The organism is Vibrio fluminensis (assembly GCF_015278125.1).
In the GTDB taxonomy this organism is placed as follows: domain Bacteria; phylum Pseudomonadota; class Gammaproteobacteria; order Enterobacterales; family Vibrionaceae; genus Vibrio; species Vibrio fluminensis.
Window position 1 is genome coordinate 118510 of record NZ_JADILO010000002.1, and the last position, 19902, is coordinate 138411.

18 protein-coding genes are annotated in these 19902 nt (G+C 44.7%); 15 read left to right on the forward strand and 3 right to left on the reverse strand.

The window, feature by feature from the left end; genetic code table 11:
• Window positions 1-6 precede the first annotated feature (6 nt).
• The 5 genes from rsuA (at window position 7) to IRQ95_RS03200 (ending at window position 4199) form a co-directional block, all read left to right on the forward strand.
• Window positions 7-708, forward strand: a complete 702-nt coding sequence (gene rsuA, locus IRQ95_RS03180; RefSeq protein ID WP_194435668.1) for a 16S rRNA pseudouridine(516) synthase RsuA — start codon at window positions 7-9, stop codon at window positions 706-708.
• Between the two features lie 295 nt (window positions 709-1003).
• Complete coding sequence (locus IRQ95_RS03185; RefSeq protein ID WP_194435555.1) at window positions 1004-2209, forward strand: Bcr/CflA family multidrug efflux MFS transporter; 1206 nt, start codon at window positions 1004-1006, stop codon at window positions 2207-2209.
• The gene (locus tag IRQ95_RS03190) at window positions 2209-2874 is read left to right on the forward strand and encodes a DUF2913 family protein (protein WP_194435556.1); all 666 of its coding nucleotides are present in this window, start codon (window positions 2209-2211) and stop codon (window positions 2872-2874) included. Before IRQ95_RS03185 ends, IRQ95_RS03190 begins: the two co-directional genes overlap by 1 nt.
• Window positions 2875-3174: 300 nt before the next feature.
• The gene (locus IRQ95_RS03195; protein ID WP_194435557.1) at window positions 3175-3660 is read left to right on the forward strand and encodes a T6SS immunity protein Tdi1 domain-containing protein; all 486 of its coding nucleotides are present in this window, start codon (window positions 3175-3177) and stop codon (window positions 3658-3660) included.
• 164 nt (window positions 3661-3824) lie between these two features.
• Window positions 3825-4199, forward strand: coding sequence for a DUF6404 family protein (locus IRQ95_RS03200; RefSeq protein ID WP_194435558.1), 375 nt, complete (start codon window positions 3825-3827; stop codon window positions 4197-4199).
• Between the two features lie 25 nt (window positions 4200-4224).
• Here IRQ95_RS03200 and IRQ95_RS03205 read toward each other — a convergent pair whose 3' ends face one another.
• Together IRQ95_RS03205 and IRQ95_RS03210 are read right to left on the reverse strand one after the other, a co-directional pair.
• Window positions 4225-5259: a methionine synthase gene (locus IRQ95_RS03205; RefSeq protein WP_194435559.1), complete on the reverse strand. Its 1035-nt coding sequence runs from the start codon at window positions 5257-5259 to the stop codon at window positions 4225-4227.
• Between the two features lie 26 nt (window positions 5260-5285).
• Window positions 5286-6263 (reverse strand): DUF1852 domain-containing protein, encoded by a 978-nt coding sequence (locus tag IRQ95_RS03210; protein ID WP_194435560.1) that lies wholly within the window; start codon window positions 6261-6263, stop codon window positions 5286-5288.
• A 335-nt stretch (window positions 6264-6598) separates the two neighbouring features.
• On the opposite strand from IRQ95_RS03210, the gene IRQ95_RS03215 reads away from it, so the two are divergent.
• From IRQ95_RS03215 to choV, 7 genes are all read left to right on the forward strand, one after another.
• Entirely contained in the window at window positions 6599-7408 is an 810-nt protein-coding gene (locus IRQ95_RS03215) for a sulfite exporter TauE/SafE family protein (protein ID WP_194435561.1), read from the forward strand.
• A 515-nt stretch (window positions 7409-7923) separates the two neighbouring features.
• Window positions 7924-8520 carry a transcriptional regulator BetI gene (gene betI / locus IRQ95_RS03220; protein ID WP_194435562.1) on the forward strand — a complete coding sequence of 199 codons (597 nt, stop codon included), beginning with the start codon at window positions 7924-7926 and terminating at the stop codon, window positions 8518-8520.
• A 16-nt stretch (window positions 8521-8536) separates the two neighbouring features.
• Window positions 8537-9997 carry a betaine-aldehyde dehydrogenase gene (gene betB / locus IRQ95_RS03225; RefSeq protein ID WP_194435563.1) on the forward strand — a complete coding sequence of 487 codons (1461 nt, stop codon included), beginning with the start codon at window positions 8537-8539 and terminating at the stop codon, window positions 9995-9997.
• A gap of 18 nt (window positions 9998-10015) precedes the next feature.
• Window positions 10016-11716 (forward strand): choline dehydrogenase, encoded by a 1701-nt coding sequence (betA, locus tag IRQ95_RS03230; RefSeq protein ID WP_194435564.1) that lies wholly within the window; start codon window positions 10016-10018, stop codon window positions 11714-11716.
• A 34-nt stretch (window positions 11717-11750) separates the two neighbouring features.
• Complete coding sequence (locus IRQ95_RS03235) at window positions 11751-12689, forward strand: choline ABC transporter substrate-binding protein (protein ID WP_194435565.1); 939 nt, start codon at window positions 11751-11753, stop codon at window positions 12687-12689.
• A 58-nt stretch (window positions 12690-12747) separates the two neighbouring features.
• Window positions 12748-13590, forward strand: a complete 843-nt coding sequence (choW, locus tag IRQ95_RS03240; protein WP_194435566.1) for a choline ABC transporter permease subunit — start codon at window positions 12748-12750, stop codon at window positions 13588-13590.
• A 1-nt stretch (window position 13591) separates the two neighbouring features.
• Window positions 13592-14776: a choline ABC transporter ATP-binding protein gene (gene choV, locus IRQ95_RS03245; RefSeq protein ID WP_194435567.1), complete on the forward strand. Its 1185-nt coding sequence runs from the start codon at window positions 13592-13594 to the stop codon at window positions 14774-14776.
• Between the two features lie 131 nt (window positions 14777-14907).
• On the opposite strand, the gene IRQ95_RS03250 is transcribed toward choV, so the two are convergent.
• Window positions 14908-15771 carry a LysR family transcriptional regulator gene (locus IRQ95_RS03250; RefSeq protein ID WP_194435568.1) on the reverse strand — a complete coding sequence of 288 codons (864 nt, stop codon included), beginning with the start codon at window positions 15769-15771 and terminating at the stop codon, window positions 14908-14910.
• 186 nt (window positions 15772-15957) lie between these two features.
• On the opposite strand from IRQ95_RS03250, the gene IRQ95_RS03255 reads away from it, so the two are divergent.
• The 3 genes from IRQ95_RS03255 to IRQ95_RS03265 all read left to right on the forward strand — a co-directional run bounded on the left by IRQ95_RS03255 (window position 15958) and on the right by IRQ95_RS03265 (window position 19788).
• Window positions 15958-16467, forward strand: a complete 510-nt coding sequence (locus tag IRQ95_RS03255; RefSeq protein WP_194435569.1) for a YgjV family protein — start codon at window positions 15958-15960, stop codon at window positions 16465-16467.
• A 78-nt stretch (window positions 16468-16545) separates the two neighbouring features.
• The gene (locus tag IRQ95_RS03260; RefSeq protein ID WP_194435570.1) at window positions 16546-17595 is read left to right on the forward strand and encodes a TRAP transporter substrate-binding protein; all 1050 of its coding nucleotides are present in this window, start codon (window positions 16546-16548) and stop codon (window positions 17593-17595) included.
• Between the two features lie 186 nt (window positions 17596-17781).
• The gene (locus tag IRQ95_RS03265) at window positions 17782-19788 is read left to right on the forward strand and encodes an alpha-glucosidase (protein ID WP_194435571.1); all 2007 of its coding nucleotides are present in this window, start codon (window positions 17782-17784) and stop codon (window positions 19786-19788) included.
• Window positions 19789-19902: the final 114 nt, after the last annotated feature.

Below are 19902 nucleotides of genomic sequence, written 5' to 3' on the forward strand. Positions count from 1 at the left end.
CAACAAGTGCGTTTGGACAAATTTCTGTGTGACGCGCTCGGTGCGACACGTAAAGAAGCAACCAAAATTATCAAAAGCGGTGAAGTAACGGTAAACGAGCAAGTGATTAAAAGCGGCGCGGTTAAAGTTACGACTGAATGCGTGGTGGAGTGGCAAGGTCGTGAGATCCAACTGCAAGGTCCACGTTACATCATGTTGTACAAGCCGGATGGATTTGTTTGTTCACATGAAGATGGTTTTAACCATACAGCGTTTGTTCTACTTGATGAAGTTAAGATGGAAGACTTGCACTTTGCAGGTCGCCTTGATGTAGATACCACAGGCTTGGTTTTGATTTCCGATGATGGTCAGTGGTCACACCGAATCACGTCACCGAAGCATAAATGTGCCAAGACTTATCGTGTATGGTTGGCTGATGCAATTGGTGATGACTACGCAGAGAAGTTGGCGCAAGGTATTGAATTGCGTAATGAGAAAGAACCAACGTTACCTGCAAGTATGGAGATCGTCGATGCCTCTAACAATGAGTTGTTGCTAACCATTACGGAAGGTAAGTATCACCAAGTAAAACGTATGTTCGCTGCATTGGGTAATAAAGTTGATCAGCTGCATCGCGAGCGCATTGGTAATATCGTTCTTGATGAAGATCTTGAACCGGGCGAATACCGCTATCTTACTCAAGAAGAAATTGATTCAATTTGGAAATAAATTAAGCGCCAATCATCACTCGAAATAGGGGGTGATTGGCTGGATTAAAAATAATCAAATCAACAGACTATTTAATTGATTTAAGCACTAGCAATTTTTGTGATTTTCATCGAGGATAGGCTGCTAACCGAGTGACATGGGTTTTAAACTTGAACGTTAGGCTCCCTAAAATAATTACACCCGTCAGCGTTCATTTTTAGAGTTACTTGGTATATCCCATTGGAATGGGTTTGTCTCAATTTTGCTAAGTTGCAGCAAGGATCGCCGCAGCTAAAATGCAACCACTAGGAGACGTATGTCTAACACTGCAACACAACAAGCCAGTGCCCCACAAATCAGTTTTTTATTGTTTTTAGTCTTGGGTGCAATTGGCGCTTTAACGCCGTTAGCTATCGATATGTATTTGCCTGCCATGCCAACCATCGCGCGAGATTTGGGCGTAGGGGCTGGTGAGGTTCAGTTTACTTTAACTGCTTATACTGCGGGATTCGCGTTAGGCCAGTTAATTCATGGTCCACTGGCAGACAGTTTTGGTCGCAGACCTGTACTGCTGCTTGGCGTACTGTTTTTTGGCGTCGCATCAGTCGTCAGTGCGACGACCAATGGCATCGATGCGCTTACATGGGTTCGTACTGCACAAGGTTTTGCGGGTGCGGCAGCGGCTGTCATCATCCAAGCGGTCGTACGTGACATGTTTGATCGTGAGGATTTTGCGCGTGCCATGTCGTTTGTCACGCTGGTCATCACTATAGCGCCACTCATCGCGCCAATGATCGGTGGTTACCTGGCGATTTGGTTTGGTTGGCGTTCGATTTTCTGGGTACTAGCGATTTTTGCCGCGATTGTGATTGTGTTGGTGCTGTGGAAAATCCCAGAAACCTTGACTGCGGAAAAACGCCAGCCACTGCGTCTAGCAACCACGCTGCGCAACTATGTACGCTTATGTCGTAACCCAGTCGGAATGGGGCTTGTGCTATCAGGCGCGTTTTCATTCGCTGGGATGTTTGCCTTTTTAACTGCGGGTTCGTTCGTTTACATCGATATCTACGGTGTGCGCCCAGATCATTTTGGTTACCTGTTTGGTCTTAACATTGTCGCGATGATCATCATGACCAGTATTAATGGTCGTTTGGTGAAAAAAGTCGGCTCACATGCAATGCTACGCTTCGGTTTGTGGGTACAGCTTGCGGCCGGTGTTGGTTTGTTTGTTGCTTGGTGGCTTGATTTAGGCTTGTGGGGCATCGTTGTTTTTGTGGTGATGTACATTGGTACGTTATCCACCATCGGTAGTAACGCGATGGCGCTACTATTAAGTGGTTATCCAACCATGGCAGGTACGGCCTCGTCTTTAGCAGGCACGTTACGTTTTGGTATTGGTTCAATTATCGGGGCTGTTGTGGCAGCGTTGCCAAATGGCGTTGCTTGGCCGATGATTTTAGTTATGACGGCATGCTCAGTTTTGTCTGCCGCATTTTATTGGTTATACGGAAGAAAAGCTTAATGGCTGAATATACAGTTGAAATTCAAAAGTTGGTAAATGCTGCGTTAGAAGAGATCCACGCCGAGCATCAAGCAAAGAAATTGGTTAATGCACCAGTGGCAAACAACAATTTCATGATTCGCTGGGTGACAAAAGCATTAAAAGGCCAACGATTTCATCGTTGTGTGGTTGATGATTTGACTGGTTGGCAGAAAGCTGGTCGTACGAAAGGGAACGCATCAAACTTAATGTTTACCTTTGAGTGCATTTCGTCATTCTATAAAGACTTCTTCCCAGAAGGCCAAGATACACAAGCGATTAAAGATCGCGATATTGACGCTTTTATCGATGCAATGGAGGAGTCGGGTTGGGAAGTGACAACTTCTGAACCTTTGGTTGGTGTGGGTAAGGTGCAAATTTTTACTGAGGGACCAAACTCACTAGCATTGTGTACTGAACAGTGCGACAACTGTTTTGATGGCGACTTAATGGTAAAACCAATGAGCTGGTTTGTGCGCGGTAATCATGCAGAGTTCGTTGATGCGGCTGCGAAAGCGGGCTTTATGGTGCATAAAGTGACCGACTATAAGTCAAACGTCAAATATCACGGAGAGTACTTGGTGTTCCCCGACAATAAAGGTACTCAATTGGCTGAGATCCCTTTGGGCTACCAAGTCGCAAAATAAAGACTCTTTATTGAAAACAGAAAGCTTCCCTCGGGAAGCTTTTTTTGTATTTGAGGCTAGAAACAGTCGAGCAGATAGAAACGATCGAGATGGCTGATAGGAATTATCTTGGTAGAATTTAGCCAAATTCATTTGGTCTGAAGGTGCGAGTTACATCAACATTAGACAGTGAGATGCTATTTCATCAAATGAAAATAATTTGTTCTCATCGCAGTGGAAAAATGAGTCTTGGCTTAAATCAGCTGAATATGTTTGCATCTGGGTTACTCATTACAGGTTCGGTTGATACCCAAGGGCGACATGAATAAATTACTGATAGGAATAGCGGCTATTGTGTTTTCCCATTTTGCCAACGCAAATTCTTATAATCTCATTTCTCCGTTAAAAGCCAGTGAATACATGACATGCTGGTCGTTACATTACCCAAATTACACCCAAGTATTTGGCTACTCATCACTAGGGCACGTTTTCTTGCGTGACCCTGTTTTGAAAAACTATATTGTGCTTCATCCATACAAAGGTGCAGCGAAATCTTATGGTGAGCATGACTCTATAGCCGAGTTTGAGCGTGCAGTACTCAAAGAAGATAGTTTTGCTTACTTCGTATTAGACACTGAACGCGTGGCGGAACTCAATCAGCGAATTGGTCCGCTTGGCGAAGAGGAAGTATTTATTCCTACGCCGTATCCATTTATTGGGGGTAATGAGTCACTTCAGTCTTACGATAAAGGTAACGTGTGGGTGATGCTTTCAATTGTCGCAGAACTGCGAGGGTTGTGTGAGTAAGGTGTCTCTTTGGTGGTGTGCTGATATCCAAAAATGGATAGAACTATGAGTGAAGCGAGAGCGCCCGATGCTCAATTTTTCAGTAACAGCGACTATCCTTAAAAGAAGTCTCGGACATGAGATAGGCCGTAACCACTTAAAATGGACGTTAAGGATACAGCAGCATGGGGTATCAAACAAAGCTAGAATTAGCGCATAAAGAGTTACATGAAAAGGGCGTTTGGAAATCGCACTACAACCCTCCTATTGCGAAAGCGATGGCTAAAATAGGTATGTGTATTCCACCCCCTTACTACCAAACATTTTTCGATAATTTCCTTATTTCTATGACACTGTTTGCGTCAGTTTGGGGCGCACTAAATTGGATAATGTTTTGGAGTGTAGAGGGCAAGCCCGTATTAGAAGCAATCTATATGTCGCTGCTTGCGGGCGTCTTATTTGGTTTGATTATGGCTAGCTTTTATCGCTATCGACGTAAACAGTTACAGCTCTCTGATTGGCGTTCTTTGGGGAGAGAAAAAGGAACTCAGTCAGACTAACTGAGTTCCTAAATTAAATGGCAGATTAGTTGCTGGCTTGTAATTCTTTGCGCACAATTTCCGTACCAGCGCTCAGTGCATTCAGTTTTGCTGTCGCGATGTCTCTCGGTAATGGTGCCATACCACAGTTGGTGCAAGGGTAGAGGTTTTCTGCATCGACAAACTCCAGTGCTTTGCGTAGCGTATCCGCGACCTCTTCCGGTGTTTCAATCGTATTGGTAGCGACGTCAATTGCCCCAACCATCACTTTCTTGCCACGAATGAGCTCTAGCAGTTCAATAGGCACACGAGAGTTATGACACTCAAGCGAGATGATGTCGATATTCGATTTTTGTAGTTTAGGGAACACTTCTTCGTACTGACGCCATTCAGTGCCGAGCGATTTTTTCCAATCCGTGTTGGCCTTAATGCCGTACCCGTAGCAGATGTGAACCGCCGTTTCGCATTTTAGCCCTTCGATGGCGCGCTCAAGACAAGCAATACCCCAGTCGTTAACATCGTCAAAGAAGACATTAAATGCAGGCTCATCAAACTGAATGATATCGACACCGGCTGCCTCAAGTTCTTTCGCTTCTTGATTGAGAATTTTGGCAAATTCCCAGGCGAGTTTCTCACGGCTTTGATAGTGATCATCATACAGGGTATCAATCATGGTCATCGGCCCTGGCAGTGCCCATTTGATCGGTTGATCAGTTTGCTGACGTAAAAATTTCGCGTCTTCGACGAAGACGGGCTTTTGTCGGCTCACAGGACCAACAACCGTAGGCACGCTGGCATCGTAGCGGTTGCGGATCCGAACGGTTTTACGATTTTCAAAATCGACGCCGTTAAGGTGTTCGATAAACGTTGTCACGAAGTGTTGGCGTGTTTGTTCGCCATCACTGACGATATCGATGCCTGCGCTATGTTGATCTTGTAATGACAAGCGCAGTGCATCTTGCTTTCCTTGGATTAACTCATCATCTTGTAATTTCCAAGGTGACCAAAGTGTCTCTGGTTGAGCGAGCCAAGTGGGCTTAGGTAAACTGCCTGACGTTGCAGTGGGTAATAGTATTTTCATAATAATTCTGTCTTCCACTCGTTGAGTTATAAAGAGTAAGTCTCAGACCATTGGTCAAGAATGGCTTGATACGGCTTAATGAAGTGCTGCTCGGCAAACTTGCCTTGCTCAATGGCCAAACGGCTGCGTTCTTCTCGGTCGTAGACGATTTGAGTGAGTGAATGATCTAAGTTGTTTAGATTTGGTTGATAGCATTTACCTGCCGCCGCATTCGCGTTGTAGATTTCTGGTCGGTAAATTTTTTGGAATGTTTCCATGGTGCTAATGGTGCTAATCAATTCAAGGTTAGTGTAGTCATTAAGTAAGTCACCAGTGAAATAGAAGGCAAATGGCGCGACACTATTTGGTGGCATAAAGTAGCGTACTTGTAGTCCCATTTTTTGGAAGTATTGTTCTGTTAGTGAAGATTCATTTGGTTGATATTCAACACCTAATATTGGATGTTGATTTTCGGTGCGGTAATACGTTTTGTTATCAGATACGCTGAGGCAAATTACTGGCGGTTTATTAAAGTTCTGTTTGTAAGTGCTTGAGTTGATAAACAAGTTAAACAGTTTGCCATGCAGTTCGCCAAAATTGCTTGGTATACTAAAGGTATTCTGATTTTTATTATGGTCGAGTAAAAGAACACTGAAATCGTAATCTCGAACATAAGATGAGAAATTATTTCCGACAATACCTTCAATGCGTTGATCTGTTTTATGGTCGACAATGTAAGTTTTCAAAATCTCGATAGATGGAAAAGCTTCAGCGCCGTTTTCGATATCCATATCAACAGAAATAATTTCCAATTCTAAAGAGTAACGGTCACCGTTTGGGTTGTCCCAATTCGCCAGTGCGTTGAAATTGTTGTCTATCATTTTTAGGGCATTACGCAAGTTTGCTTGTCGTTGCTCGCCTCTGGCTAAGTTGGCAAAGTTAGTGGTGATACGCGTGCTATCAGCGGGTTGATAATTCTCATCAAAGATAATGCTGTTAATCGCAAAAGAAAATTCTTTACTCATGTTAAATTGATATCCTATTCCTAAATTGAGCTGACTTATTCCTTACTTAAACTAGGGTTTATGAAAATATTTAATGATTGCCTAGTTTCAAGCTCATTGTTGTTATTGGTTTCGGTGTGTTAACAATGATTAATCTTGAGTAAAGAAAGATGAAGTATTTATACGTTTCGCAGTGTTTAAATGAAAATGGAATTACTTCAATCTCAACATGAATAATTTTCATGGATACTTTTTATTGAAGTGTTATTTGTTTGTTGGTTATATTGTTGCGCTTTTAGCGTTGATGATTTTAGACAGCGCCCAATCGACATAAACTAGATTTAAAGGAAGATTAAATGAGTGACATGATGTTGCTGGTTGTTTTGTGCGCTTTACTCGGCGCTGGCGTTGGTTTTTTAGCCGGACTCTTGGGTATCGGTGGTGGGTTAGTCATCGTCCCTATATTAACCGCGATATTGCTGCATTTAGATCTATTGCCCGCTGAACAGGTTGTTGTGGTTGCGATTGCGACATCTTTAGCATCGATTCTATTTACCTCTACCTCTTCAGCTATCGCTCACCATAAAAATGGTAATGTGCCATGGGATTTAGCGCCTTGGATCATGACTGGTGTGGCGGCTGGGGCGCTTATTAGTGGCTTCATGGCCGCATTACTGCCTGAACAAGTAGTGCGCATCGTGTTTGCTGTTAGCGTTGTCTTGATTGCAGCAAAAATGTTTTTTAGCAGCAAGAATGACTCACCAAAACAACGCGAGATTCCCAATAAAGGAGTGTTGACCACTTTCACCACTATTACGGGTGGGCTTTCTGCAATGATTGGCATCGGCGGTGGTGCCTTATTGGTGCCGCTACTCACGTTTTTCTCGATTGATATTAAAAAAGCCATCGGTTGTGCTTCTGCGTGTGGCATTGTTATCGCATTGTTTGGTTCTATTGGCTATGTGAGCTCCGGTGTAGGCTATTTCTCTGTAAGAGACGGTTTTGCGGGATTTGTCTATTTGCCTGCGCTGCTGGGTATAGTGAGTACATCCTGGTTTACTGCGCCATTGGGTGCAAAAGCAACCAATTACTTACCAGTGCCTACGATCAAAAAGATTTTTTCCGGCCTGTTGGTCGTTATGGCGACGAATATGATCTTGAATTAAGTTGTCACGTTAAACCCTTACTTGGCTGCGTTCGCAGCCAAATTTAACTCTCATCGCTCGTTTCGCAATCTCTAACCGTTTTGTACTTCTTTCATTCTCTATATGACTTTTATCTGTTGCTGGGCCACTTTCGCTTCAGATTGGCATACCCCCAGATGGATATGGGTAATCCATCAATGACTCATTTTGTTAACACGCTACAAAATGAAATAATTAGAGTGCTAATTAATTTTTATCTTGGTGTGACGTCAGGTTGGTGATTGACATTAGGCTTGGATATAACGTGGGATTGTTGCTGTTCATATTATTTATTTAATTTAAACAGTGCTTTGTGGTGTAATTTCATTTTTCGGGGTAAACTAATTGCTGTTCGTTAAGTTTAGTTCATCTCGACATCTCCGCGTGGGAAAAACCTAACATTGTTAACAATTTTATGAATATCGTTTGAGTTCTAATAAAAAATCAGGCATTTTATATTTAACTAACCGTTCAATTAAAAATAACAAGGATGTAAAATGCCCAAGGTCGGGATGCCTCAAATCAGAAAACCTCAGCTTGTAAATGCGACGATGTCGGTGATTGATCGCGTGGGTTTGCATGCCGCAAGCATTTCGTTGATCAGTAAAGAAGCAGGGGTTTCGACAGGGATCATTAATCACTATTTTGGCGGTAAGCATGGTCTACTTGAAGAAACTATGCGTGAAATTTTAAGGCAGCTTTCGGCCTCAATTATTCTCAAACTACAGCAATTGCCCAAGAATGCCCATTACCAAAGAATCAATGCGATTATCGATGGTAACTTTGTTGGCTACCAAGCTGAAAACCAAGTGGCAAAAACTTGGTTGGCATTCTGGTCTTATTCAATGCATGACGAACAGCTCAAGCGCCTACAACGCGTCAACGAAAAACGTCTGCTTTCCCATCTTAAAATTGAACTCAAAGCGATGTTTAGCCACGAGCAAGCCGAATTAGTCGCTCATGGTATTGCTTCACTTATCGATGGTATTTGGCTTCGTGGGACGCTCAATCCCGAAGGTATCGACGCTGTAAAAGCGCGCGTCATCATTAATGACTACCTAGATAAGCAAATTACCTATTATACAAAACAATAAAGAGTCACCACTGCAAATGGATATCAAATCACACTATATCAATGGTGGGATGCACTTTGGTCAATCTGAGGAGTATTTCACTACTTACAATCCAGCCAATAATGAGCCCTTAGCTCAGGTACAGCAAGCTGACCAACAGGTGCTGGAGTTCGCGATTGAGTCTGCTAAGAAAGGCTTCCAGCAATGGTCAGCGATGAGCGCCACGGAGCGCAGTCGTATTTTGTTTAAAGCGGTAGCAATACTGCGCGAACGTAATGACGAACTTGCCGAATTAGAAGTTCTTGATACAGGTAAACCAATTCAAGAAGCCATTGAAGTCGATATCGCAACTGGGGCTGATGTTATCGAATACTTTGCTGGTTTAGCTCCAAGTCTTCAAGGCGCACAGCAGCCGCTTAGTGAATCACAGTTTTTCTATACCAGAAGAGAACCACTGGGCATTTGTGCTGGCATTGGTGCTTGGAATTACCCAATTCAGATTGCGATGTGGAAATCTGCTCCGGCATTGGCTGCGGGCAATGTGATGATTTTTAAACCTTCAGAAGAAACGCCTTTGACCGCACTCAAGCTCGCGGAAATATACAGTGAAGCCGGTGTGCCTGATGGTGTGTTTAATGTGGTGCAAGGTGATGCGCGCGTCGGCCAGATGCTGACTGCTCATCCAGAAATTGCAAAGGTCTCCTTCACCGGTGAAACGGGCACAGGTAAAGCGGTGATGCGCGATAGTGCGGCAACACTTAAGCAAGTGACCATGGAGCTGGGCGGTAAATCGCCACTGATTATCTTTGCCGATGCCCCACTTGAGCAGGCCGTTTCGGCGGCAATGGTAGCGAATTTTTACACTCAAGGGGAAGTCTGTACTCACGGAACGCGGGTTTATGTTCATCAAGATCTTTACCCTAGCTTTATTGAACAGCTCAAGCAGCGCACTGAGAAACTGATCATCGGCGATCCGCTTAATCCAGAAACGCAGATCGGCGCGCTGATTTCTAAGCAACACGAACAGAAGGTATTGAGTTCGATTGAAGCCGCGAAACAAAGTGGCGCGTCACTTTTGATTGGCGGCAACAAAATCACAACGGGCGAGCTTGCGAAAGGCAACTTTGTCACACCAACCGTGTTTGTGGATTGTGATGAATCAATGGCTCATGTTAACCAGGAAATCTTTGGACCAGTGATGTCTGTAATGACGTTTAGTGATGAAGATGAGGTTATCGCTCGTGCTAACAATACGGATTATGGTTTAGCGGCGGGGGTATTTACTCAAAACCTTTCAAGGGCGCATCGGGTTATTCACCAGCTTCAAGCGGGGATCTGCTGGATCAATACTTGGGGAGACTCCCCAGCAGAGATGCCAGTAGGCGGCTACAAACTCTCGGGTATCGGGCGTGAAAATGGTATCGAAACTCTCAAACACTATACGCAAACCAAGAGCGTGTTGGTGGAATTGGGTGATTTCGTAAGCCCTTACGCTTAAAGAGCAGAGGAGTCTGATATGCAAAAACAATATGACTATATCATCATCGGTGCTGGCTCTGCAGGTTGTGTGTTGGCTGATCGACTGAGTGCTTGCGGTAACTACCAAGTTCTGCTGCTTGAAGCAGGCGGGAGCGATAAAAGTATTTTCATTCAAATGCCAACCGCGCTTTCTTATCCGATGAACAGCGATAAGTATGCATGGCAGTTTGAGACAGTCGCGGAGCAAGGACTTGATGATCGCCAACTCCATTGTCCTCGTGGCAAAGTGCTGGGTGGCAGTTCGTCGATTAACGGCATGGTTTATGTCCGCGGTCATGCTTGTGATTTTGATGAGTGGGAGCAACATGGCGCAAAAGGCTGGAATTATCAAAACTGTTTGCCATATTTTAAACGTGCCGAAAATTGGGTCGGTGGGGGAGATAAATACCGTGGTGACACTGGTCCCGTTGGTACTTGCAACGGCAACGACATGAGTCTTAATCCTCTTTATCAAGCGTTTATTGATGCAGGTAAAGAAGCGGGGTATCCACAAACCCAAGACTATAACGGTTATCAGCAAGAGGGCTTTGGTCCGATGCATATGACGGTTGATAACGGAGTGCGCGCTTCGACTTCAAACGCCTATTTAAGCCGTGCCATAAAGCGCAGCAACTTTAAGCTGATTAAGAAAGTGACGGTGGAAAAAATTCTACTCGAAAACAAGTCTGCGGTCGGTGTTGTGTTCTATAAGTCAGGTAAACAGAAAACATATTTAGCAAATAAAGAAGTGATTTCCAGTGCGGGTTCGATTGGTTCGCCGCAACTGTTGCAGCTTTCTGGTATTGGTCCTCGTCAGGTGCTCGAAAATGCGGGTGTCAGTGTTATTCATGATTTAGCAGGCGTAGGCCGTAACCTTCAAGATCACCTAGAAATCTATTTTCAATACCATTGTAAGCAACCTATCACGCTTAACAGCAAACTGGGTTTGATCAGTAAAGGATTGATTGGTACAGAGTGGGTACTGACGCGCAAAGGACTTGGCGCGACCAATCACTTTGAGTCGTGTGCGTTTATTCGTTCGCGAGAAGGTGTGAAATGGCCGAATATCCAGTACCACTTTTTGCCAGCAGCGATGCGCTATGACGGTCAAGCCGCATTTGATGGTCACGGCTTCCAAGTGCATGTTGGACCCAATAAGCCAGAAAGTCGCGGCAGTGTAGAGATCATTTCCAATGATCCAACGGATAAGCCAAGAATTGAGTTTAACTACATTTCTACCGATCAAGATAAGCAAGATTGGCGCGACTGTATTCGTTTAACTCGTGAAATTCTTTTGCAACCAGCGATGGATGCGTTTCGTGGTGAAGAGATTCAGCCGGGAGTTGACATTAACAGTGACGATGCGATTGACGCATGGGTAAAACAAAACGTAGAGAGTGCTTATCATCCTTCTTGTACCTGCAAAATGGGCGCAGACGATGATCCGCTTGCAGTACTTGATGAGCAGTGCCGAGTGAGAGGCATTGATGCGCTACGCGTGGTCGACTCTTCGATATTCCCAACCATTCCTAATGGCAACTTGAATGCGCCAACCATTATGGTCGCCGAGCGTGCAGCGGATTTGATCTTGGGTAAACCTCTCCAATTATCACAAGATACTCCAGTTTGGATAGCACCAAATTGGCAAGAGATGCAGCGCATGCATCCACCAAAAAGAGAGTTGGATTCTCTCGCTTAAATAGAAAGTTAGTAACAAATACAAGGAATAAAAAATGTCTACGATGACAAAACTGCTCTCAACTGTCGCACTTTCAACTTTTGCTGCTGGTGCATACGCAAACCAATGTGAAACCGTGCGTTTTGCGGATGTTGGTTGGACAGACATCACCGCTACTACCGCGGTAACCAGTGAAATTCTAAAAGGCTTGGGCTACCAAACCAAAACCGATTTGCTCTCTGTTCCGGTAACCTACTCTTCGATGGCCAATGGTGATATCGACGTATTTTTGGGTAACTGGATGCCAACTATGGAAGGGGACATTGCAAAGTATCGTCAAGCGGGCACAGTTGAAACCGTTCGTGCCAACTTAGAAGGGGCGAAATACACTTTAGCAGTGCCTAAATATGTTTTTGACGCGGGAGTGAAAAACTTCGCCGATCTCGCTAAACATGCCGACAAATTCAAAGACCGTATTTACGGCATCGAGCCAGGTAATGACGGCAACCGTTTAATTCAATCGATGATTGATAGCGATGCATTCGGGCTAAAAGAGTTTAGCTTAGTCGAGTCTAGTGAAGCGGGGATGGTGTCGCAGGTATCGCGTGCGGTGCGCCGTGATCAATGGATCGTCTACCTTGGTTGGGCGCCACACCCAATGAACAGCAATGTTGAAATGGAATACTTAGCTGGTGGTGATGACTTCTTCGGCCCAAATTATGGTGGGGCGAATGTCTACACTAACGTACGCGCTAACTACATCAATGAATGTCAAAACGTTGGGCAACTGCTTCAAAATCTTGAGTTTAGCCTTGAGATGGAAAACCAGCTCATGGAAGCGATTCTTAACCAAAAACAAAAGCCTGCGCGCGCGGCCCAAGAATGGTTAAAGGCAAACCCAACGCAAATCGAAGCATGGCTGAAAGGCGTGACTACGCTAGAAGGTAAGGATGCGACTCAAGCGGTTACAAGCTACCTAAACTCGAAAGCATAACTTGTATTTAAGAGCGCTAGTTAGCTAGCGCTCATCATAAAAACACAAAGGATTTATTGTGAAATTTATTACGGACAACAAAATTCCGTTGGGTGAATGGATGGAAACGGGTGTTGATTGGTTAACACTTAACGCCGCGGGCTTATTTGACGCAGTTTCCTTCTTTTTAGAAGGTATTATTCTGTTCGTTGTGGATGTGTTTAAGTGGATGCCACCAGCACTACCGATTTTAATCACTGCGGCTTTGGCTTGGTTGCTGCATCGAAGCTTACCATTGGTATTGTTTGTGGTGGTTGCTTTGCTGACTATTTTAAATTTAGGCTACTGGCAAGAAATGCTGGAAACCTTTGTCCTCGTATTTGCGGCGACAACGATTTCCGTATTAATTGGCGTTCCAGTAGGCATTATGGCTGCGCATCGTCCGTGGCTTTACACCTTGTTAAGACCCATTCTTGATTTAATGCAAACCGTTCCGACCTTCGTTTACCTGATTCCAACCCTAGTTCTGTTCGGCTTAGGTATTGTGCCGGGGCTGATCTCGACCATTATTTTTGCCATTGCCGCGCCAATACGCCTGACTTATTTGGGTATTACTAAAGTGCCGGAAGAACTGATTGAAGCAGGTAAAGCATTTGGCGCAAGCCGGATGAAGTTACTGTTTAAGGTGGAATTGCCCGCGGCGCTGCCAAGCATCATGGCGGGAGTGACACAATGCATCATGTTATCGCTATCTATGGTGGTTATCGCGGCACTAGTGGGGGCGGATGGCCTAGGTAAGCCAGTCGTTCGTGCACTTAACACGGTAAATATCTCGCAAGGCTTTGAAGCGGGATTGGCGATTGTATTGGTGGCGATCATTCTTGACCGCTTGTGTAAAGCACCAAATCAGAAGGAGGCGTAACATGGACGCAATTACAATTGAAAACCTCGATGTGGTGTTTGGCAGTGAGCAAGAGAAAGCACTATCTCTGTTAGATGCAGGTAATAGTCGCCAAGAGATTATTGATCAAACTGGACAGGTGGTTGGCGTTGATAATGTGTCACTGTCGATTAAACAAGGTGAAATCTGCGTTTTGATGGGCTTATCAGGCTCGGGTAAATCGAGTTTGTTGCGAGCAGTGAATGGCTTAAATCAAATCTCTCGGGGCTCGTTGAAAATTAAAGATGGCGACCAGATGGTTGAGCTCTTGGGGTGTGACGAGTCAACACTGCGCCACTTACGCACTCATCGTGTGTCGATGGTGTTCCAAAAGTTCGCGTTAATGCCTTGGCTTACAGTGATTGACAATGTGGCATTTGGGCTTGAAATGCAGGGAATGCCAAAACAGCAGCGCCGCCAAAAAGCACGTGAGCAACTGGAGATGGTAGGGCTAGCTGAATGGGAAGATAAATTTCCTCACGAGTTATCTGGCGGCATGCAGCAGCGTGTTGGCCTCGCACGTGCCTTTGCCATGGACAGTGACATTCTATTAATGGATGAACCATTTTCGGCGCTGGATCCATTGATCCGCACTCAGTTACAAGATGAACTGATTCAACTGCAAAAACAGCTCAATAAGACCATTTTGTTTGTCAGTCATGATTTGGATGAAGCATTAAAAATTGGCAACAACATCGCCATCATGGAATCAGGTAAATTGATTCAACATGGTAAGCCGGAGCAGATTATTCTGGCGCCGGAAAATGACTATGTAAAAGATTTTGTCGCGCATACCAATCCACTTAATGTGCTGAAAGGTCGCTCATTAATGCAAGCGCGTGATGAGCTGCAAACCGATGAGGACAAATTGCTGATTTGTGAGAAGCAGCAGCTGTGGGTCGACAACCACAATGATCAGATTGCACTGTTAGATAACAATAGATCCTTGGTTGATTGGTCGCAACAGGCAGTAGAGCTCGAATCAATCGAGCAGAGTAGTGTGGTGTTGGTAGACCCTGAAATCAGTATGCGTGATGCGATAGAGCTTAAGCAACGAACCGATCAGCCTTTGGTGTTGGTTGAAAAGCAAACCGTGATCGGTGTACTAGGCGATAACGAGCTTTACGATGCTTTATTGGGTAACTTTAGAGGCAGAGAAGTCGCATAATCTCGGCGAGCGTATCACCTAGCCAAGTAAGTTACTTTTAGTTTAAGAGGTTGGCTGTGCATACAGTCAACCTCTTGTCAGTTATTGATCCCACTTTTACTTACTCTCTTATAGCCAACGCAAAAGCTGTTTTACTTGCTGACCACTTTTTGAATAAACGCCTCGCGCACTGGATCGGCAATCTCACGGTTCCAAAGTAGACCCACCTCCCACTCGGCATGCTTGCCGGTTAGCGGAATAAAGCGAATATGCGGCTGACTGATTCGCGCAACGCTTGCAGGAATGATGGTGTAACCTAAGCGGGCAGAAACCAGTGCTAACGCAGTCACAATGTCGTTGGCTTCTTCAAACACGGCAGGGCGCTGTTTTGCTTCCCACAAATAATTAGTGATGTGCTTGTTCAACGTCGGGTTTTTATCACGACTTAAGCCAAGATAGTTGTAGTGACTAAGCGAGCCCCACAAATTATCAAAGTTTAACTTCTCTTCGTTGTGAATCGCGATGGCAAGGCGGTCCGAGTATAGCGGGATAGCCTTAAGCGGCGGATCGACGGGTAAACGGTCAAAGCCCAGTTGTAGGTTACCTAATTGCAGCTCCTCAACCAGTTGGTGTGAAGGGTAGTCGTTAAGCGTGACGTGAACATTAGGGCAATCTTGCTTGAACTTAGCAATATAGTTGGGCGCTTCATGGAAAGAAGAAATACCAAAGCCGATATTAAGATGACCTGAGGTACCTTCCGCGACGAAAGTTGCTAAGCGTTGAAATGACTCAAAGCCTTTAAGCACCCGCTTGGCTTCAGGCAGTAAAACCTTACCCATTGGGGTTAATTCTGCGCCATGTCGACCGCGATCAAATAATGAAACTTTTAGCTGTTCTTCGAGACGCTGAATCTTCTTAGTCAGCGCGGATTGAGTGATATAGAGGTGTTGCGAGGCAACACGGAAGTTCTTGTCGTCGGCAAGCTGGCAAAAAGTGCGAAGTAAATCTATATCCATTCTGTTTTGGAATCGAAAGTTGAATTTTATTCATTATAACTAATCAAATATGTAATTTATAGTCAATTCATGTAAGAAAAGTGACAAGTTCTTACAAATATAAGCTATTGATAGTTATATAGAATTCTAGCTAAACGCGGTGTTAGGCGAGATTGATAGTCAAAAAGTGGACATAGAAGAAAATAGATGAACGAGACGTTGGTTCAAGGATTAGGGTTTGTAGCATTAGGTTTAAACCTATTCGCATCATCGACGACTAACGATAATCGTATGCGAGCAATAATTTGTCTCTCCTGTTTGACGTTCTCGATTCACTATACCTTGCTTGGGGCTGTCGTGGCTGGGTTGAACTTATTAGTCAACTCGTTCCGCGCGCTAGTTTCAGTGAAATATAAAGGACTGAAAGTCTTTTACGTGTTCCTAGCAGTGCAGATTGCGATGAGTGTTTACTTCTACTCAGAGCCACGTGATGTGTTACCGGCGATTGCATCAATCATTAGTTGCTACGCGCTGTTTATTGCCGAAGGCATGCGAATGCGAATTGCCTTCCTGATTTGCACCTTAACTTGGATGGTCAATGCGATCTTGGTTGGCTCTTATGGTGGCTTACTCAACGATATGTTTAACGCCACTATGCTCTCAATCACCATATTTAGGTTGAAAAAACAACAAAAAATACAAATACAGACAAATTAATTCTCAATTAGTATCTACGACTCTTTGCCCTAATAATCCTAACAAAAGAGTCGCACCAATAATGAATAAGGAAACAACATGAAGAAAACTCTACTGGGCCTTGCCACTGCACCTCTTCTTGCGGCGGGTGCTGCGAACGCTGCGGATTACAAACTAACAATCCCACACGTAACCACAGCAGATAGCTACAACCACCAATCGCTACTTGTATTGAAGAACTTTGTAGAGTCTCGCTCTAACGGTCAAATTCAAGTTGATATCTACCCAGCAGGTCAGCTATGTGCTAACGCAAAAGAGTGTATCGCTGGGGTTCAAGCAGGTATGTTCGATTACTTCCAAACTACAATTCCTGAGCTAGGCAGTTTCTGGCAACCAGTTGGTGCATTTGACCTTCCTTACTTGCTACCAAATGACCGCGTAGCAGAGTGTGTGTACGACAACGAACAACTTATTGCTGACGTGCGTAAAGAGCTAATGCAACGTGCGCCAAACGTGCGCCTAATGGCAGTATCAAACTCTGGTGGCTGGCGTAACATCGCAACCACTAAGAAAGAAGTAAAAACACCGGCTGATGTAGAAGGTCTAAAACTTCGTACCGTACCGGCAAAAACTCAGCAAGACCTTGTGAGAGCAATGGGCGGGGCACCAACACCAATCGCTTGGCCAGAAGTATACACAGCGCTTTCTACAGGCATGGTTGATGGTACTAAGAACGGTATCGTAGATATCATCATGAACAAATTCCATGAAAGTATCGGTTACATGATCCTTGATGGTCACGGTTACATGGGCGGCGCTTGGGTATTCAACGACATGAAATTTAAGTCGTTCCCAGATGAGCTAAAACAAGTGGTCATCGATGGTATCGCGGCACAAAACCAGTACCTACGTTCATACCCTAAACACCGCGAATACGCAGCTTATGAAGAATTCAAGAAAGCGGGCGGTAAAGTTTACAGCCCAACAGAAGCGGAAAAACAAGCATTTATTACGGCTGCGGCACCCGTTAAAGAAGAATTCTTGAAAGCGACAGGCGCTGAAGGTGAGAAATGGCTACAACGTTTTGAGAATGAAATCAAAACTTGTGAAGCGAAGATCCAAGCAGATTACGACATCCAATTTAAGTAATCAGCCCCTTATCTGACTCGATTGACGCTGCAGCGGTGTTCACCAGCAATCTTATCGCAGCGTCAATTCGTTAAGAGTAACAAATTTAATATATACGCTAGCTAGGCGCAGCACACCTAAGGCTTTTTCCTCGGGTGAACACCCAAGTTGCGCCTAAATTTTATCTCTATTTCGGAAGCTGTTCGAATGAAACTTACCCAAACTCCATCAGGCTTTACTATTAGCCACAAAAACAGAACTGTATTTGAACACTCACAAGTTAGCCCTGCTTTGTACCTAGGTATTGGCCAAGGCACTTTTGATATGTACCGCGGTAACTTTGATATTTCTGATTATGTGTCAGAGCGTTTACCGCTGAAGAAATTCGCGATCACAGAAAACTCAGATGATGTTGTGGTTACCTTTAGCCTAGATGGCGAAGCGGTACTTGAAGCGCGCATGTACGAAACGGCAGAGTCGCGTCTTAAAGTTGAATTCACAGCGCTTGATGAAAAATACAACCGTTTTTGGGCACGTGTATCGGCAACTGAGTCTGAGTCAGTGTACGGCTGTGGTGAGCAGTTAAGTTACTTAAACCTACGTGGCAAGAACTTCCCTCTATGGAGCTCTGAGCCGGGTGTTGGTCGTAACAAGAATACTTACACGACTTGGCAAGCAGACGTTAAAGACAAAGCGGGCGGCGACTACTACACCACAAACTACCCACAACCAACATTCGTTTCTGATAAGAAGTACTTCTGCCACTTAGAAACGCGTGCTTATGCAGATTTCGACTTTACTCACGCTGAGTACCACGAACTGCAATGTTGGAACATTCCAGAATATCTACTGTTTGATGCTGAAGAGTCATTCCCAGAGCTAATGACTAACATTACTGGCGTATTTGGTCGTCAACCAGCATTGCCTGAGTGGGTATACAACGGTGTGATCTTAGGTATCCAAGGCGGTACTGATATTACGATTGAAAAAGTTGAAGCAGCTAAAGCCGCTGGCGTTGAAGTTGCGGGTGCATGGTGTCAAGACTGGCAAGGCATCAAGATGACCTCATTTGGTAAGCGCCTACAGTGGGATTGGCAGTGGAATGCGGATCTTTACCCTGGTCTAGATACTAAGATTCACGAGCTAAAAGAGCAGGGCGTTCGCTTCCTAGGTTACATCAACCCTTACGTATTGGAAGACTTCCCGCTATACAACGAAGCGTTTGAAAAAGGCTACTTAGCAACTAAAGAAGACGGTTCAAAATACGTTGTCGACTTCGGTGAGTTTGACTGTGGTGTGGTTGACTTTACCAACCCTGAAGCATGTGAATGGTACAAAGGCGTTATCAAGCAAAACATGATCGATTTCGGTCTTGATGGCTGGATGGGCGACTTTGGTGAATACCTACCGACAGACTGTTCACTATACAACGGCGTAAGTGCTGAAATTGAGCATAACAAATGGCCGTACCGCTGGGCGAAAGTACAACATGAAGCGATTGAAGAAGCAGGCAAAACAGACGATATCCTGTTCTTCATGCGCGCTGGTGGCACAGGCATTCAAGGCTACTGTCATGCGCTTTGGGCTGGTGACCAATCAGTGATCTGGGAAAAAGATGACGGTCTTGCATCGGTTATTCCAGCTGCACTATCAGCGGGTCTAATGGGTAACGGTATCAGCCACAGCGATATCGGTGGTTACACTACGTTACACGGTAACGTGCGTTCTAAAGAACTATTCCAACGTTGGGCTGAAATGGCGGCGTTTACACCAATTATGCGTAGCCATGAAGGCAACCGCCCTGGTGACAACCACCAATTCGATACTGACGCAGAGACACTAGCGCACCTAGCGCGTATGACTAAGATTTACAAGCATCTTAAGCCGTACATCAAAGCTGCAGTTGAAGAGAACGCAACCAAAGGTATGCCAGTACAACGCCCACTGTTCATGCACTACGAGCAAGACTCAGAAGCGTACCAAATTCAGTACCAATACCTGTTTGGTCGCGATTTGATGGTTGCACCGGTTTACAACCAAGGCGAAACAGTGAAAGAGCTTTACCTACCAGAAGATGAGTGGGTTCATGTATGGACTGGTGAAACGTTCACAGGCGGTTGGATCAAGGTTGATGCGCCTATCGGTCAACCACCAGTATTCTTCCGCAAGCAAGCGCAAGATGCTGAGCTACTAGCGGCAATCAAGCAATTCTAATTGATGCTGGCTCAGGGTATTCCTGAGCCACATTTCCAAACCAAAAAATAATAAGTGGCGCCCTCATCTTGACTGGGCTCTCCCCAAACTCGTTTGAACAAAATTTCTGGAATA

Bases quoted from the DNA above. Each gene is read 5' to 3' on its own strand.
- IRQ95_RS03185 (WP_194435555.1), top strand. From the start codon at position 1,004: ATGTCTAACACTGCAACACAACAAGCCAGTGCCCCACAAATCAGTTTT.
- IRQ95_RS03190 (WP_194435556.1), top strand. From the start codon at position 2,209: ATGGCTGAATATACAGTTGAAATTCAAAAGTTGGTAAATGCTGCGTTA.
- IRQ95_RS03195 (WP_194435557.1), top strand. From the start codon at position 3,175: ATGAATAAATTACTGATAGGAATAGCGGCTATTGTGTTTTCCCATTTT.
- IRQ95_RS03200 (WP_194435558.1), top strand. From the start codon at position 3,825: ATGGGGTATCAAACAAAGCTAGAATTAGCGCATAAAGAGTTACATGAA.
- IRQ95_RS03205 (WP_194435559.1), bottom strand. From the start codon at position 5,259: ATGAAAATACTATTACCCACTGCAACGTCAGGCAGTTTACCTAAGCCC.
- IRQ95_RS03210 (WP_194435560.1), bottom strand. From the start codon at position 6,263: ATGAGTAAAGAATTTTCTTTTGCGATTAACAGCATTATCTTTGATGAG.
- IRQ95_RS03215 (WP_194435561.1), top strand. From the start codon at position 6,599: ATGAGTGACATGATGTTGCTGGTTGTTTTGTGCGCTTTACTCGGCGCT.
- betI (WP_194435562.1), top strand. From the start codon at position 7,924: ATGCCCAAGGTCGGGATGCCTCAAATCAGAAAACCTCAGCTTGTAAAT.
- betB (WP_194435563.1), top strand. From the start codon at position 8,537: ATGGATATCAAATCACACTATATCAATGGTGGGATGCACTTTGGTCAA.
- betA (WP_194435564.1), top strand. From the start codon at position 10,016: ATGCAAAAACAATATGACTATATCATCATCGGTGCTGGCTCTGCAGGT.
- IRQ95_RS03235 (WP_194435565.1), top strand. From the start codon at position 11,751: ATGTCTACGATGACAAAACTGCTCTCAACTGTCGCACTTTCAACTTTT.
- choV (WP_194435567.1), top strand. From the start codon at position 13,592: ATGGACGCAATTACAATTGAAAACCTCGATGTGGTGTTTGGCAGTGAG.
- IRQ95_RS03250 (WP_194435568.1), bottom strand. From the start codon at position 15,771: ATGGATATAGATTTACTTCGCACTTTTTGCCAGCTTGCCGACGACAAG.
- IRQ95_RS03255 (WP_194435569.1), top strand. From the start codon at position 15,958: ATGAACGAGACGTTGGTTCAAGGATTAGGGTTTGTAGCATTAGGTTTA.
- IRQ95_RS03260 (WP_194435570.1), top strand. From the start codon at position 16,546: ATGAAGAAAACTCTACTGGGCCTTGCCACTGCACCTCTTCTTGCGGCG.
- IRQ95_RS03265 (WP_194435571.1), top strand. From the start codon at position 17,782: ATGAAACTTACCCAAACTCCATCAGGCTTTACTATTAGCCACAAAAAC.